The sequence below is a fragment of the Fodinisporobacter ferrooxydans genome, from assembly GCF_022818495.1.
Classification (GTDB): domain Bacteria; phylum Bacillota; class Bacilli; order Tumebacillales; family MYW30-H2; genus Fodinisporobacter; species Fodinisporobacter ferrooxydans.
The window spans coordinates 1,164,565-1,180,885 of sequence record NZ_CP089291.1; the positions used below are offsets into that span (position 1 = coordinate 1,164,565).

14 protein-coding genes are annotated in these 16,321 nt (G+C 40.3%); 9 read left to right on the top strand and 5 right to left on the bottom strand.

Translation table 11 applies throughout. The features are described from left to right. Positions 1–59 precede the first annotated feature (59 nt). The 5 genes from LSG31_RS05500 (at position 60) to LSG31_RS23285 (ending at position 6,435) form a co-directional block, all read left to right on the top strand. Positions 60–1,916 (top strand): IS1634 family transposase, encoded by a 1,857-nt coding sequence (locus LSG31_RS05500; protein ID WP_430734246.1) that lies wholly within the window; start codon positions 60–62, stop codon positions 1,914–1,916. Positions 1,917–2,404: 488 nt separating this feature from the next. Then, a complete protein-coding gene (locus LSG31_RS05505) occupies positions 2,405–2,788 on the top strand; it encodes a calcium-binding protein (RefSeq protein WP_347438390.1) in 384 nt (127 codons plus the stop codon). Between the two features lie 363 nt (positions 2,789–3,151). Beyond that, complete coding sequence (locus LSG31_RS05510; RefSeq protein ID WP_347436551.1) at positions 3,152–4,450, top strand: IS110 family RNA-guided transposase; 1,299 nt, start codon at positions 3,152–3,154, stop codon at positions 4,448–4,450. 490 nt (positions 4,451–4,940) lie between these two features. Beyond that, positions 4,941–6,131, top strand: a complete 1,191-nt coding sequence (locus LSG31_RS05515; protein WP_347438391.1) for an IS701 family transposase — start codon at positions 4,941–4,943, stop codon at positions 6,129–6,131. A gap of 172 nt (positions 6,132–6,303) precedes the next feature. Beyond that, positions 6,304–6,435, top strand: coding sequence for an HNH endonuclease (locus LSG31_RS23285; protein ID WP_430734266.1), 132 nt, complete (start codon positions 6,304–6,306; stop codon positions 6,433–6,435). Positions 6,436–6,688: 253 nt separating this feature from the next. Here LSG31_RS23285 and LSG31_RS05520 read toward each other — a convergent pair whose 3' ends face one another. The 5 genes from LSG31_RS05520 to LSG31_RS05540 form a co-directional block, all read right to left on the bottom strand. After that, positions 6,689–8,110, bottom strand: a complete 1,422-nt coding sequence (locus LSG31_RS05520; protein WP_347438392.1) for an ATP-dependent nuclease — start codon at positions 8,108–8,110, stop codon at positions 6,689–6,691. Then, positions 8,107–9,297, bottom strand: coding sequence for a DUF262 domain-containing protein (locus LSG31_RS05525; RefSeq protein WP_347438393.1), 1,191 nt, complete (start codon positions 9,295–9,297; stop codon positions 8,107–8,109). The genes LSG31_RS05520 and LSG31_RS05525 overlap by 4 nt, the downstream gene beginning before the upstream one ends. A gap of 124 nt (positions 9,298–9,421) precedes the next feature. Continuing rightward, entirely contained in the window at positions 9,422–9,901 is a 480-nt protein-coding gene (rlmH, locus tag LSG31_RS05530; protein ID WP_347438394.1) for a 23S rRNA (pseudouridine(1915)-N(3))-methyltransferase RlmH, read from the bottom strand. 126 nt (positions 9,902–10,027) lie between these two features. Continuing rightward, positions 10,028–10,381, bottom strand: a complete 354-nt coding sequence (locus LSG31_RS05535) for a CxxH/CxxC protein (protein ID WP_347438395.1) — start codon at positions 10,379–10,381, stop codon at positions 10,028–10,030. A gap of 533 nt (positions 10,382–10,914) precedes the next feature. Then, on the bottom strand, positions 10,915–12,150 hold the full coding sequence (locus LSG31_RS05540) for a S1C family serine protease (RefSeq protein ID WP_347438396.1): 1,236 nt from the start codon (positions 12,148–12,150) through the stop codon (positions 10,915–10,917). Positions 12,151–12,748: 598 nt separating this feature from the next. On the opposite strand from LSG31_RS05540, the gene LSG31_RS05545 reads away from it, so the two are divergent. The 4 genes from LSG31_RS05545 to LSG31_RS05560 all read left to right on the top strand — a co-directional run bounded on the left by LSG31_RS05545 (position 12,749) and on the right by LSG31_RS05560 (position 16,278). Then, entirely contained in the window at positions 12,749–12,967 is a 219-nt protein-coding gene (locus LSG31_RS05545) for a hypothetical protein (protein ID WP_347438397.1), read from the top strand. A 353-nt stretch (positions 12,968–13,320) separates the two neighbouring features. Further along, on the top strand, positions 13,321–14,094 hold the full coding sequence (codY, locus tag LSG31_RS05550) for a GTP-sensing pleiotropic transcriptional regulator CodY (RefSeq protein WP_347438398.1): 774 nt from the start codon (positions 13,321–13,323) through the stop codon (positions 14,092–14,094). 334 nt (positions 14,095–14,428) lie between these two features. Continuing rightward, positions 14,429–16,006 (top strand): hypothetical protein, encoded by a 1,578-nt coding sequence (locus LSG31_RS05555; RefSeq protein ID WP_347438399.1) that lies wholly within the window; start codon positions 14,429–14,431, stop codon positions 16,004–16,006. Next, a complete protein-coding gene (locus LSG31_RS05560) occupies positions 16,003–16,278 on the top strand; it encodes an EscU/YscU/HrcU family type III secretion system export apparatus switch protein (RefSeq protein WP_347438400.1) in 276 nt (91 codons plus the stop codon). The genes LSG31_RS05555 and LSG31_RS05560 overlap by 4 nt, the downstream gene beginning before the upstream one ends. The last annotated feature ends 43 nt before the right edge of the window (positions 16,279–16,321 follow it).

A 16,321-nucleotide genomic window follows, 5' to 3' on the forward strand; every position in this document is an offset into this window, starting at 1 on the left:
TGACCTGATATATAAATAAATAATTTACTTTGTTTTCCTTTTTTGCTATACTTATAGATATGTTCATACGACAAACATCTACCAAACATAAAAAATCGAATACCACCTATATTAAACATCAATTGGTCGAGTCCTACCGTACTGACAAAGGGCCGCGTCAGCGGGTTATTATGGAATTGGGCACGCTTACGCTTCCAAAATCTTATTGGCGTAAACTGGCTGCTGAGTTGGAGTCTCGTTTAGCTGGGCAGGAGTCTCTCTTCGCTGCAGACGCCACTATTGTCGAAGCCGCCGATACGGCGATGAAACATTACCATTTCGTTCAAACGAAGGCGCAAGAAAAGCAACAACGGCACGAGCAACGCGAGTTAGTGACGGTGGATCTGCAAAGTGTCTCATCTTCTGAGCACCGCTCGCTAGGCCCAGAACTGGTGGCGCATGCCTTTTGGGAGCGTCTTGAACTGAATCAAATCCTTCAGGATTGCGGACTTTCTGCGAAACAGCAAGCCTTGGCTCAAGCCGTGGTCATCGGCCGACTCGTGGCACCTTCCAGTGATCTTGCATCTTGGAACTGGCTTCGTAACCAAACTGCCTTAGTGGAGCTGCTGCCTGTCGATCTCTCTAACATCTGCAAAAATGCCGTATACGAGATTGCAGATATTCTGCTTGCGCAAAAGGACAGGATAGAGAAGGCGCTCAGAAATCAGGAAGCCCTTTTATTTCCGAGCCAGACGACGTTGTTTTTGTACGATTTGACCAACACCTATTTCGGGGGCCAGTGCAAGAACAATACGCTGGCCAAACGGGGCAAGTCTAAAGAACAACGTGCCGACCGACCACTGGTGACGCTAGCGCTCGTGGTGGATCAACGCGGTTTTCCAATCTTCAGCCGTATTTATGGGGGCAACCAGTCTGAACCGCAAACATTGCCGGAAATTCTGGAGCACTTTCACATACCGGAAGAGCCGCATCTGTTTGCGCAGGAGCAGCCTACGATCGTCATGGATCGTGGGATTGCCACCAAAGAAACTATCCAGTTGCTCAAATCCTGCGGATATCCGTATCTGGTTGTCGAGCGTAGAGCTGTCGAGAAGGAGTATGTTCAGGAGTTCGAGCAGGTTAAAACTACGTTCGAACCCATTTGCCATGATAGTACCTCTGGTACGGTGTATGTCAAAAAGCTTCCGTGGGAAAATGGATCGAGAGTACTCTGCTTGAGTACAGGACGCGAACAGAAAGAACAAGCAATAGATGCGCTTAAAGAAGAGCGCTTTCTGCAGGATCTTGGCCGCTTACAGGCTTCTGTCGCAAAAGGGAATATTCAGCTTGCCGAAAAGGTCGGTGAGCGAGTAAGCCGACTGAAAGAACGGTATCCAAGCATCGCTTCTCACTATGACATCGTATTGCAACTGGATGATTCACGGAAGAAGGTAACAACTGTCACCTACTCCATGAAAGAAAGCCGCGCGAAGCGCCATACCCTGACGGGTTGTTACGTGATCGAAACGAGTCATCGGGACTTGGCGGCAACAGACATTTGGCGTCTATACACAACGCTCACACAAGTTGAGGAGGCGTTTCGTTCGATTAAGACGGATTTGGGCATGCGCCCAGTTTATCATCAGCAAAAGCGCAGGACGGAAGGTCATCTGTTTATTTCCGTTCTTGCGTATCACCTGCTCATTTGTATCGAGAAAACACTGATCGAACAAGACGATCAACGTCGCTGGTCAACGGTGTGTAAAGCATTATCTACTCATCAACGCAGTACGATCATTATCACAGATGATCAAGACCAGATTCACCACATTCGGGTTTCGAGTACGCCAGAGAGCGCTCATCAGGAAATCTATCGTTTACTCAATGTTAAGGATCCGCTCAAACGTAAACATAAGGTGGTAGCAAAAAGGTTGTAGTGACCGACAAAATTTTAAAAACACAATCAGATCAAGGCTTCGCGCGATTAAGTGAGGAAAGTTGGGCTAGGATACTTCCTCTCGTTGGTTATAGTGGTGCTTTAACCTTTGACAAGAGGCTCAAAGTATCTTTTTAATTTTTGAAAAAAATTTATAGATTTGATCACTTTGGAAGACGTGATAAACCTATGGAAAAAGCGTTTTCAAACAAGTTACTTTCTGTTTTCATGTTGAAAATACACACGGCATCGGCTGGGGTTTTCACGATGATTTGGCAAATTCTCACGCAGTTAAGGTGGATTTGATATTACTTTGCAGCTATCCGAGGGTTTGTTCTGCCAAAAAGATGCCCGGACTGTAGGGGGAAGAGATGGCTGGCGGAGATGGGGATCGATGCAGATTTGGCAGAAGAGGAGTAAATGAAGAGAGATGTCTTCCGTAGGGTAAACATGAGGCGATGGAATGAAAATGTATGGAGAGAGGGAAAAATGGTGGAGCCATGGGAAAGACGCGTAGCCGACATTTTGGGTATCGATATCAACAGGAAGCAGGCAGGGGAAATATCTGCCGGACTTCCGGAAGTTAGCATGGACAACTTGGAAAGATATCAACTTTACTTGAAGCACAATTTAAATTTTCCTTTTGAAGCAACTTTTGACCTTGAGACGGGTCCTTTTGAAACGACTAGCCATCGGGTAAAAGTCATTGGATTGGAGGATATGATCGATGATTTTTACGGGTTACTATGTACGGCTAAAGAGGGAAGGCGTAAAAGGATTGTTGCCGTGGCAGAACCTTTGGTTTTAGCTAAAACGGATCCGAATTATCAATTGATTGATGATTATTTGAGTTGGTTTTGCAATTATCGGTAATATATTGTAATCTAATTGACTAATCGTTGAATGATGATGCCCTATCAGTTTGTGTGGGCAGAGGCATACTCAGCTAAAGAAAGCTACATATAGCCCAGCGATGTATGGGGACTGTTCTTCTACGAAATGTAATAATAGAATAGGAACTATAAATGAGTAAATTAGCTTCCATTTTTCTTACAATTAAATAAAAAATAGAGACATTTGCTTCCTTCTATGGTATAGATAAGTCACCATAACAATATCACACCAGGAGCAATTCCTGTAATGAAGTAATTTAAGCTTTGAACGAAAAAAGCACCTCTTGTATACTAGGAAACGTTCGACGCAGAACAATACCTACATACGAAAAGAGGCGCTCACATGAAGTATAAGACGAAGCAGAAACAGAATCAACGGATTACAAGAATTACCGAGAACACATTGGTGGTTGGAGCTGACATCGCAAAGAAGATACACGTAGCTCGAGCTGTGGATTTCCGTGGAATTGAGCTTGGGAAGGACTGTGTGTTTCACAACGACCAGGAAGGGCTGACGAAGCTGGCAGCGTGGATGAAGGAGCTTGGCCGAATTCATGAGAAAACAGACATTATATTCGGCATTGAACCGACTGGACACTACTGGTTCCCGTTAGCGGCGTTTTTGAAGGAGCAAGGCATTCAGGTTGTTGTTGTCAATCCGCATCATGTGAACAAGAGCAAGGAGCTCGAGGACAACTCACAGACCAAAAGCGACTACAAGGATGCAAAAGTCATTGCCGACCTCATTCGGAATGGAAAGTACTCAGAACCTAACTTACCGACCAAGGAATACGCAGAATTACGCATTCTGATGAATCTTCGCGAGAAGGTCATGGTGAGCTTGATTCAAGTGAAAACACGGATCACAAACTGGTTTGACCGCTACTTTCCAGAGTATCCACAGGTATTTAAGGACTGGGAAGGGAAAGCGTCCCTCATGACCATGCGTCAGTTTCCAACTCCAGAGGAGATTGTCTCCGTAGGCGCCAGAGGCGTTCTCTCACATTGGAAGACGGAAATCAAGCGTGGGGTGGGCATTAAGAGAGCGGAGCAGCTCTATGCGACCGCAACGGCTTCCATCGGGCTTACCGAGGGACTGGCAGCGGCTCGAATCGAGCTGACTATCTTGCTGCAGCAGTACGATCTGTATGGCAAGCAGGAAGAAACCATTATGGCGCAAGTCTTGCAGATTCTTGAGAAGATCCCCGGAACTCGGCAGATGCTGAGCATCCCAGGGGTTGGTGTTCTGACCGTCGCCGGTTTCCTAGCGGAGGTTGGCGATCTCAACAACTATGATCACGGACAGCAAATCATCCGCTTGGCTGGACTGAATTTGACTGAGAATAGTTCTGGAAAACGGAAGGGGAAAACGGGGATCAGCAAGCGGGGTCGTTCTCGATTAAGAGGCATCTTGTTTCGCGCCATGCTACCGATGGTGGCCAAAAACGAAGAATTTAAAGAGCTGCACAAGTATTACACGACACGTAGTCAGAATCCGTTAAAAAAGAAGCAGTCGATCATCGCCTTATGTGGAAAACTGGTTCGCGTACTTTATACATTGGGGACAAAGCAGAAAGAGTATAACGCAAACGATGTACTGGGGCCAGTCCGACAAGCCCAGCTACAACAAAGTGCAGCATAAAATAAAAAATAGAACACGTATCAACAGCTTAGTATCTGGTTTTTAATAAATGAAATATCCACAACTGGATATTTCACAAATTCAACATTATCAACAAACTGAAAACTCGATTATTCAGATGTGCACAACTTTGACAACGGAAGCACCGGAGAAGCCGAAGGATTTTATCCATAAGGGCAACGACCCAGTCGAGGAGCAAGAATCGGCCTCCACCCCTTGAGAGGTAGAACGAAGGAATGTAAGGGCATAGACCCAGCGTGACATGGGAGGGTAAACCCCGAGGGAGAACGTGGAGATCCACTGTGCGATCATACCATTTTATCCACAGTTTGGAAATCAAGACTTTCAAGCCCTATTCCTGCCACCGGCTCTTACAGAAAAAAATGTATTGAATTCAATTTTCATCCAATATCCTCAAGGTGTCAAAGTTGTAAAACTAAGAATGAGCGAGAAAACAGGAGAAAACATTACTTTATAGTGGGAGGAAACAATGTCTTATACAGCTATCCTACCAGAGCACGAAGCAATAATCAATTTCTTAAAAAGCCGTAGGCTATCCTTATATGTTTCAAAGCCTGCCTTGCGGCATATTCAAGAATTTTTTATTGCAGCTACCGCGAAAGGGTATCGTGGTAAAGTGGTAGATATAGCGGAATGGAGTTCCTGTCATCGAACATCCATTGGACACTTTCTCTCGGATGGAGTTTGGGACGAATCGTATATCCAAAGACTTGTAAAAAAAGAATCACTTTCCTTTGTTTTGTCTCATGGCAAGCATACCGAACAGCCTATTTTTGTGATTCATGATGATACGGTTAGTAAGAAGACAAAGCCTTCGTCACAGGCAAAACACCCAATCGAACAAACAGACGATCATCATTCCCACTTAAAAGGAAAAACCGTTTGGGGCCATCAAGTTCAGGCTACGATTGTTCAATGTGGAGAACATTCTCTCATTCATGATATTCACCGTTATGATAAATCAAGCCAAAGTAAAATGGATGATGCTTGTGATTTGGCAAAATCCATGCCGATTCCACCACATTCCGGTTATGCATTGGTCGATTCATGGTATACATGCCCGAAACTTATCAATGCTTACGCAGAGCGAGGATACCATCTGATTGGTGCACTCAAAACAAACCGCATTGTCTATCCTAAAGGGATTCGAGTTCCAATTAGCACCTTCGCATCGTATGTGACCAAACAGGACGTTTGCCTCGTGACCGTAAACGGATCTGCCTATTGGGTGTATCGATATGAAGGAGCTTTAAATAGCATTGAGAATGCAGTGGTCCTCCTTTGCTGGTCATTGGATGCGTTTCAAAATCCAAAAGCATTACATGCGTTTCTGTGTACAGATGTATCCTTAGAGACACAAACAATCCTTGATTATTATAGTCACCGTTGGCCGATTGAGATTTTCTTTCGGCAAACGAAACAAAATCTAGGTTTTGATGGATATCAAGTTCGTTCCATTCGTGCAATCGAACGACTTTGGATACTCCTTTCATTTACACATTTATATTGCACGATCGGTTTAGGTCAGCCTTCAAAATTTGGCGATGGACTTATAATGGTACGAAAGCAAGTAAAAGTGGACTACGTCCAATGGATTTATGAATCTGCAAAGAATCAAGTACCTATTGAAACCGTTTTGCAACATTTAAAACTGGCCTAACGGCAGTCTATACTTTTTTATTGTATAAATTTGTAAGCGTTTTTGCTCGTTTATAGTTACTTTAATAGAAATAGCTGCGACTATTGACGGCACAAGTGGTGGAGATTTCTCAAGAGAAACAAAATCTGCAGCTTTTATCCGCGAAGCGATTTCTGGAATCCCTAAGTGCGCTCTGTGTGGAGGATATCTTCACAAGAACTCTATATCCATAGACCATGTGGTAAGACGCCAAGATGGGGGGACTAATGCGGCTGATAATGCTCAACTCGCACACCCTTATTGTAACTCTTCTATAAAAAATTGAATTAAAAACTCTGGCTCTACCTGTCACGTAGGGCCTTCTAGTGATAACATGTTAGAAGAAATTGATCGCCTCTAGGTAGTTTTATGCTATATCTCCGCCCCTCCATCGCCTTTTTGACGGGACTTTTTCCTTCTGTGTGGCTCAAAGGGAAGCCCCAGCCAACCGAGCCGTTTCAAGCCCTTCTCTCGCTTCCCCAGCAAAAAAATTCGCCGTTACTTGTGATACGGTTCACCGTATTGTACCTAAGTGAGGTTTATTTTTTTATGGCCTCAGACAAATCTGATAAAAACTCTTCGATTTGATTTAAGTTCTCTTTTTCCCATAAATCATAAAATATATCAACTACTGTGCTGAAATCCTTATGCGTTTTATTTGCAAGTTCTATTAACCAATCATGATATTCTATTCCTTGAACTTTAGCTAATAGTATTCTTAATTCATGCTCACCAAGGCTTAATTTTAAACTTAGCTCATTAAAGTAGATTCTTGTTAATTTTTGAAACTGCTCTTCTAGACTAATCTCTCCAGGCAAAAAAACGTAACCCCAATTTAAATTGCTAAATTGTATCTTCCCACTATTTTTAACATCACCGTCATAAACTCCTATTATTTTATAATCCATTTGCTTTAATCTAGGAATACTTATTATTTTTGTTATATCTGAGTATCCACTAGTTTTTTCCAACCTGAAGTATTTTAGAAAGTATAGTGCATGTCTCTTACAAATACTCTTAAAGAATTCCAAAGCTAAAGCATCTTCAAAAATGAAAATACCTTTTCTATTTATATCTAATCCTAAATCTTGTAATATATCTTCCTTATATTCTGGATTAACTACATCTACAGAATTTAAGTAATTCTGTAGAATGACCATTCTATCCTGACTAATATTTTGTAGTATAAATGGAGAATGTGTAACCAATATTACTGAAAACCTATGTTCATTCATCTTATCAGCAATAAAATTCATTAGATTTATTTGTGAGTTAACACTAATAAACACCTCAGGTTCCTCAATTAAGATTATTCCGCTCTTGGTAATTCTTTTAAATAACCAATACACGTAAAACAGAAAATGTTCTCCAGTTCCCATTTTTAAACTGTCATATTCTAAACCATTACATAAGATCTGAAAATAAGGCACAGTTACATTATCCTCTATCTCAATTTCTCTTAATACGACAGAATCATAAGTTTTACCCACCAAATAATTTAATTGTCTTAAGTCGCTTTCATCGAAGATATTATCATCATACTGCTCAATTAACTCGTTGAAATTTGGTTGACTTATAAATTTATTTATTTCAATAAGTTTCATGTAATCAATTTCTTCTAGTAATACTTCATCAGAAATTACATCTATTAATCTACACCCATCTTCATTTTTTATAAGAATATCTTTATTACCTTCTTTTAAATTGCCTTGAATTTCAATACCTTGAATTTTTATTTTATCTTGTTCCCTAATATTTATACCTAAAATATCTTTAATAGCGGTAAATACTGTAGACTTTCCTACACCATTTAAACCACAAATTGCAAAAATCCCCTTTTTAAAATTTATTGGCTCATTAATCCCTAATATTCCATTTAAATTCAAACTTTCTATATAGTATTTATAGCTATTTCTTTCAATTTTTCTCCATATATCAGGGATTTTAGCTGAACGTATCATTTTTTAATAGTTCCTCCCCAATTTAAATTACTTGTAATTATTTCAAGTGTACGACTCATACTATCTATGTTATTTGATAAATATTTTGATAGAGTTGGATTAAAATTTTCATTAGATGAATATACCAATAAATATATTTCTAAAATAATATCTCTATAAATAATTGAAAGTGCATCAGTACTACCCATACTAGCTCTTTGATTAAATATTAAAAACATCTGATTTAAATAATTATTGTCTCGAAACAAAGGTATAATTTTTTCAAAACCAAGTACTATTCCAGATACTTTACCTTTAACATATTCCCTTGAAAATTCAAATGTGTAAATTAATTCTGCCATCAAATCTTTATTTATATTCTCTTTATTTCTATATGTAAAAATTAACCAACTATATAAAGTCGCTTTATTAATATTTAATTTATTAAAAATAAATTTATCTTGACCTAATTTCGAACTCTCTATAAAGAAGATTAGTGTTTTTTGGACTTCATCAATAATTTCTTCAGCAAATGGCTCATTATTTCTATATTTTTCTGAAATATTATTAGAGGTAATTTTTTTCTTTAAGTTGCCCTCTTCAAGTGTGTAGCAAAACTTTGAAATTATATCATCATAGGCCATTCTTGAATTTGAGAATCCAATAGTTTCTCTATTTGCTCCAAGTTCTTCAAAAAGATTCACAAGTTCCTTAATTTGATTTCGAGTATTACCTATATAGGAATTTCTTTGTTCCGCAGAAGTTAAAGTTGCGGGTTGGTTTAATCGATAAAATAATTCTGCAGGTTCTTCAGGTAAATACTCGGTTAATCTTATAATAGTTAAACTATATTTTTTGAATTTCCTTTGAATATTAAGATCTAGGTCTTTATAATACAATCTATCTAAATCACATATATTTTTATCAACTGGCTTTAATGTACCATCTATACTGAATTGGTTTTCAATAAAATCTCTTATAGCTACCAATCTTTGTTGTCCATCAAGAACTTCATCAATAAAATCAATATTTTCAATTAAATGTATTGGTGGTATTCTCCAACCTCTTAATATCGAATCAATTAATTTCTTTTTTTTGTTTACAGTCCAAACTTCACCTCTCTGAAATTCAGGGCTTAAATTCAAATCTTTCTCAATTATTCTTCTATAAATAGTCTCAATTTCTAATTCCGTAACTGTGCACTTCATAGAGATTCCCCCCTTTAATAATAATATTACAATTCGCTATATTTTTGGAATTTTTCTTATAACTCACATAACAAAAAATTGCTCAGAATCAAAATTATGACAATTTACCATCAAAAAACCTCACTTACTTATGGTAGGGTTCACCGCGCATAATCCGAAACGCCCGATAGATTTGCTCAATCAAGATACATCGCATCAACTGGTGTGGAAATGTAAATGCAGAAAAAGACAAAGGGGTGTTGGACCGCTTTGTCACGGAATCGTGCAGTCCAAGTGAACCACCGATAATAAACACGAGGCGTCCGTGGCCTTGTTGTGCAATCTTATCCATATGATCGGCAAAACTTTCCGATGTGAATGATTTGCCTTTGATTTCAAGTGTAATGATATAATCTCGATCTTTTACATGCGCCAAGATCCGTTCAGCCTCTTTCGCTTTTACTTGGTCCGCTTGGGCTTCGGACAGTTGTTCAGGGGCCGGTTCATCTGCTACTTCAATGATTTGAAGTTTGGCATAGGAATGCAGGCGTTTGGCGTATTCATCCCATGCCGATTTCCAATACTTCTCCTTTAGCTTGCCAACTGCTATGACTGCGATTTGCATAATAAATTTATTCACCTTATTTTAAAATTACAAATTGCCCAGGCAATATTTCTGCCCTATTTTAATGCCCAGTTAGTAGTTGTATCTTCCGCTATCCTGCTCGACATCTGGAATGATTCAATATTTTCAAACCACCAAAAACACCGGCTGATCAGCACAATATCTGCATGTGTCTGGCGGCTGCCAAGAAGTAAAAGAAACGGAATCCAATCGGTACAAATCAGGCGGTTGTTCCAATTCATTTACAAAATCCTCAATGCCCAATTCCAGGTGATTGCTGCATACCACTGTAACCGGAGTCTCGTGGCCACTTTCATGCAGTCTGCGATATATAGGAGTCCCCCCGCTGCTACCGATCATTTCTCCCTGATCCATGGAATCTTCTATGTTTTGTCCATTCGTTATTTTCCTTATAAAGTTACTCTCTTTGTCAATGCTTATCTCATTGAAATGACTCATGCTTTGATCAGAATTTTTCAAAATCCTCAACCCCCTTGCCTTCAATCCGTAAGAAATTCAAGGTGTGCTTAAACCAGCCAGAGTAACTTGGAGGTGGTATGAGTACAACATGCAAAGCGCGATCCCTTAAAAAACTCAATCAGCAAGGCAATCAGCACTATTTAAGCATCTGTATGTATACTCTGCCATCCTGCATTCGGTGACTCTTATCACGGATTCAGGCTTACTTCACTTTTCTAACCCTTCCTAACCATTTCATAGTATGCCACCAATTCATTTTACCATCATTTCACTATATCATAACCTCCGAGAAAAATAGAAATACGCTTTCTAATCATCTGTAATCATCTGTAATGGAATCATTTGTAATCATTCGTATCCATTCATTCCCGTTGCATTCGCAAGTACAAAAAAGACACGGGATTCGCCTGTACTATTCAACATCCGTGTCCAATTCTTGTTTATTTTACTTTCTTGTTTGTATTACGTTTCTGTTTTATTCAGTTTCTTGTCGCCTGTTTATTTCTCATTTATGAATCTGTTGGCTGCCGATTTTACGGTACAACATTGCCATTCCCTTGTCCGCCAAAATAACCTTGTGGCTGTGTTTTATTCAAACTGCTTAAAGAGATCAGCTTTACGGATATTTCTTTCTTTTCACCGTCGCGATAGACTGTCAATTTAACGGTATCGCCGATTTTATGTTTAAATAAAACGGTATGCAAAGTGGATGAGTCTGTAATCTTTTCCCCGTCCAAAGCCACAATTACATCTCCGCGCTGCAATCCTGACGCTTTTGCTTCCTTCGATTGTACCTGAATCACAAATACACCATAATCCACTGGCAACTGCGGAAGATATTCTGTAGGTACTTGTGAAACATCCCGCACGCCAATTCCCAGTGCCGGATAATTCACATGTCCGTATTTCATGATATCATCAATGATCGGACGCGCTTCATTAATAGGGATCGCAAACCCCATTCCTTCCACGCCCGCACTCGCAATCTTGGCGCTATTGATTCCGATCACCTGTCCTTCGATATTACATAACGCACCACCGCTATTTCCGGGGTTAATCGCAGCATCCGTCTGCAGAACGGTCTCCTGTCCAAGTACTTGACCCGTTTTCTCATCTTTCACAGGCATGGTACGGGATAGAGCACTAATCACCCCTTCCGTCACCGTTTGATTAAATTCATGACCGAGGGGGTTCCCAATCGCAATCGCCGGCTCCCCTACTTGTAACGAATCGGAATTTCCGAATGTGGCAACGCCTGTTACAAGAGAAGCAGGGATTTGCAAGACTGCCAAATCGCTGTATCGGTCCGTTCCGATGACTTTCGCTTTGGCCTTTTTGCCGTCAGGAAGCAAAACCTCGACGCTTGTAGCCCCTTCCACCACATGATTATTTGTAATGATATGCCCTTGTTTATCAAAAATAATTCCGGAGCCTTCACCTTGCTCCTGAACTTTTGAATTTTGTGTCCAAAAATCTGTTACACGTCCGTAATTGACAACCCCGACAATGGCCGCCTTTACTTTATTCACTGCGCTGACAACACCGTCATTCACTTTTACGGTAACATTGCTGACAGGCGCAGATGTATTTGTCAAATTATTTCCAATCGATGCTTGCGGCATTGCAATGACATTCGACTTCAATAAAAATGGAACCGCAGCCAATGTAGATGCGGAGCCAACCAATGCTGACAAAACGATCATCCCGACCCACTTCATTTTGTTCGGGCGCCGTGGTTCTCTTTCGTATTCGTGATTATAAAAACCCATAAAAACCCCTCCCAGGAAGTATAATGGCAAATGTATCATCTGCTCATAGAATGGTCGTTTCCTCACACATATTATACAAATTCATAAAAATCACTTACAAGTTCTCTATAATGAATGTTATTGTTAAAAAATGTAACCACCGTGATTCCCTCAATGGCAATTTTGGAAACAAATATTGATTTCTTCAAATGGAATCTAAATAGAATTTTTTAAAACGGCAATGGATACAATCATCCAATTTTTAAAATTTCCATAAAAATCACAGATATTCTGCCGCATTGCGATTCTCACACGTCTAAAGCAGCGTAAAAACGGTTATTCTTATCCTACTGACCATTTTTATTCAAAAAAAGTTCGCTATAAATCCTGTTTTGCAATCAATTTTATATTTATTCTTCTTGACAGCGTGATCCTTTTAACGCTTTCTTAAAATTTTTTTAAATTTCCCTGAAGGTGCAGTTCAAAAAGTGGTTATTGAACATCCTTTAAAGAAAACTTGATTCCGTCAAGCTTTTCTAACAATACCAATATACTTTCCGATAGTATCAATAAAATTTGTAGTATCAACAAAATTTGCATGATAGAATGGAGAATCACTATGAAAAATCGTTTTTCCGATCTTCCTTTTGAAGTAGATCTTTTTGGTCAATTGGCAAATCTAAAGGAAGTGGATTATAAAAATACGCTGATGATCACCGCAATTGTAGAAGTGTTAGTGGAAAAGGGACTCATAACCCGAAAAGAAGTGCTGAAAAAAGCAGAAGAACTCGATCAGGAGATACATTTTGATCCTGAACATGATTCTCACTTCATATAGCGAATAGTCCATCATTCCCTGACAGCAGATGCAACATCAATCGACCGCCAGTCGTTGGCCTGTGTATCTGATCGTTGATCGTTGATCGTTGATCGCTACTCGCCAACCGCAACTACATTCTCCCGGATGAAGCAAAAACTCCATCTGATGCCAGTTTCACTTTATGATTGCACTTTTACTGTTGAAATTGTATATTTTACGTATTTGTCTATTTTGTAAACTTTTTTGAATCGTTTTATTTCCGTTAATTTTTTGCACAAAAAATGCTTTTCGATTATAATAATTCGTTGTATAATTCCTAGGGATCAATTTTTTGAAAATTCTATCTGTATATAAATTTTGAGGTGAACAAAATGCTTTTAGAAAAAATGGAACGGATTAACCGCCTTGTCCAAAACACCGTTTCCGAGTCGGTAAATTTTGTGGAAGTATCAAAAATTCTTAGTGAAGTATTGCAAGCGAACGTGTATGTTGTCGATGAACTAGGAGACATTCTTGGATATGGGATGGCCGAATACGCATTGACAGCGGAATGGGAACAAATCATGAATGTGGATAAAAAATTTCCCGAGAAATTTAATCAGGCTTTGCTCGATCTGAATCGTTTGACGGCAAATCTTGAAGACAAGTCCCCGTTTCTGGTTTTTTCCGCAGAAGAAAATGCAGTTTTCCAGGAAAAGTGTATTACAGTTGCTCCGATTATCGGTGGCGGCAGACGGATCGGAACACTCGTTTGTGCACGGGAAAACCGCCAATTCAACGAAGACGATCTCGTATTGATCGAATACAGTTCAACAATTGTCGCTATGGAGATCTTGCGTCAAAAGCATGAGTTGCAACAAGAACAAATGAAGCAGCGCATGATGGCTAGTCTTGCTGTTGATGCATTATCATTTTCGGAATCCATTGCTATTCAGCGTATTTTTGAAGTTATCGAAAACGATGAAGGAATCGTGGTGGCAAGCCAAATTGCGGACCGCGACAATTTGACTCGCTCGGTCTTTGTCAATGCTTTGCGTAAGCTGCAAAGTGCTGGCGTGATTGAAAGCCGTTCACTTGGAATGAAAGGAACGTTTATTAAAATCATTAATCCTTACATTCGTGAACACATTCAAAAAAGCAGCTAATTCCTTATAGTGCGTGTTTAAAAGTGCGGACAGTGTCACCACAAATTTGAAGGTAGAGTCTGGTGCAGCGAAAATCTGTCCGATTCTGCCTTCTTATTTTGCCGTTCTTTTATTTTCTTCTTTATAGTGCGTGTTCAAAAAGTGATTAAGTAAGACACAAGGAGTGCGAAGTCGAAGCACGAAAAGGCGACGGAGTGTACGTGTTTGGTACATGAGTAAATCTCTTTGGGATTCGGCAAAGCAATCCGCCGTGGAGTTTTGACTACTTTTTGAACATCCTCTATTAAATCCATGTTACAATGGTTTGAAACTGACAGGATCGGGAAGTGAATAAATGAACGTTCCAATGTATATCAACCAGGCAATCAGCCATTTTACAAATATCTCTTCTACGGCCATTGAGTTGCGTCCCGGTCAGATTTTGCAAGGTACCGTTTTAAAATTGCTGTCCGACAAAATGGCAACTGTGCAACTTGGGTCCTTATTGGTCACCGCGCGATTAGAAGCGGCTTTAGAACCTGGTCAAAACATTTGGCTGCAAGTTCAGCCGGAACAAAATCCGATTACTCTGCGAATTATTCCGAAGCCATCGAATGCAAAGACGGCCCAAAATCAAGCAGCGGGCGGCACGTTATCCGATCTTGCCAAAGCCGTTTCCATACCTTTAACAAAAAATCAATTGGCGTTTCTCGGATCACTGTTTGAATATCAGATTCCAGTATCGACAGAGCTTATGAAAGCATTACCGGAAATCACACAGAAATTTGGCGCTTCCGAAGATCTGATTGAAGTTTTGCAAATCATAACAAAGAAGGGTCTGCCGTTAACAGAGAATACAATTCGGGGAATACGCGCGTTTCAAAAAAACGAAAATGTTTCTGCGCAAATGGATCATCTTTTACAAAACATGCAACAGTTCTCCTCAGCGCCGGACGGGCAAGATTCGATTGGAAAACAGTTGCGATCCTATGTAAACCAGTTGGTCGCGCAGTTGCAATCCATAAAGGAAACTCTCCATGGGATCACAAATCAATGGGATAACCAAAGGAACCGCAGCGGCGCAGAACAGGAATTTGAAAATCTCGCTTCAGAAACGCCCACGGCAGAAGTCCCAGCGAACGCTACAGTGCGTCCAACATCGTTGACAGGTAACGATTGGCCGAAGCAAACTGCCAAAGCGGCAAATGCCGCCTTCCCAATCCAGTTCGATCCAAGAGGCACTCAAAATACATCAAAGGCCGCTTCACGGGAATCTTTGCCCAATCAACAGTTGAACGATCCGCAACCAATCCTTCGTTTGCTGCAACAATTCGGCATGGAGCATGAGCGGCAAATTCTGCAGGCATCTATGACGAATCCGTCTTCTTTGGCACAGCATACCGGATCTGTAAAAGCAGCAATACTGCAATTGTTGCAAAGTCCTGAGGCAGGTCATTTGCCCCATGCACTCAAACAAGATATGCAGCAGCTTGTCGATCATATTACCGGACAACAACTGATGGCAAGTGACAATACTCCAACTGCCTTTGTCCAATATACCGTGCAATTTCCAATGCCGGGTCTGCAGCGAGAGAATGCATGGATCCATATTGAATCCAAGAAAAAAGGCGAGAAAGGGATTGATAAAGACAATTGCCGGTTGTTTTTTTATTTAACAATGGAACACATGGGCGAAACGATCCTTGATGTATCCATTATCAATACAATACTGACAGTGACTTTATATAATAACCAGACATGGATTCCGGGCGTAGTACAGCATTTCGAAAAACAACTAAGACAAACGTTAGCCGATCATGGCTATGTGCTTTCAAATATAAAAATTGCGCCTTTACCCGCATCGACAACTTCTTTTTCCCAATCTCCGCCTGACAGCATAACCAATTACAAAGGAGTGGATATACGTATATGAAAAAGCAAAAACAGGCGGTTGCGCTGCGCTATCAATCGGAAATGCATGAAGCGCCGATTGTTGTGGCAAAAGGCAAAGGACAAATTGCTGAAAAAATTCTGGAACAGGCAAAAGAATACGATATACCCATTCAAGAAGACCCATCGTTAGTAGAAATTTTGGGGAAACTGGATTTGCAGCAGCAAATTCCACCTGAACTTTACCAAGTGGTAGCAGAGCTCCTGGCTTTTATCTATCAGGCAGATAAACGTAACGAGTCTCCCTCCTACTAATTTTCAATATGGTATTTTCGGTCGGCTCCCCTGTTTTGACGAT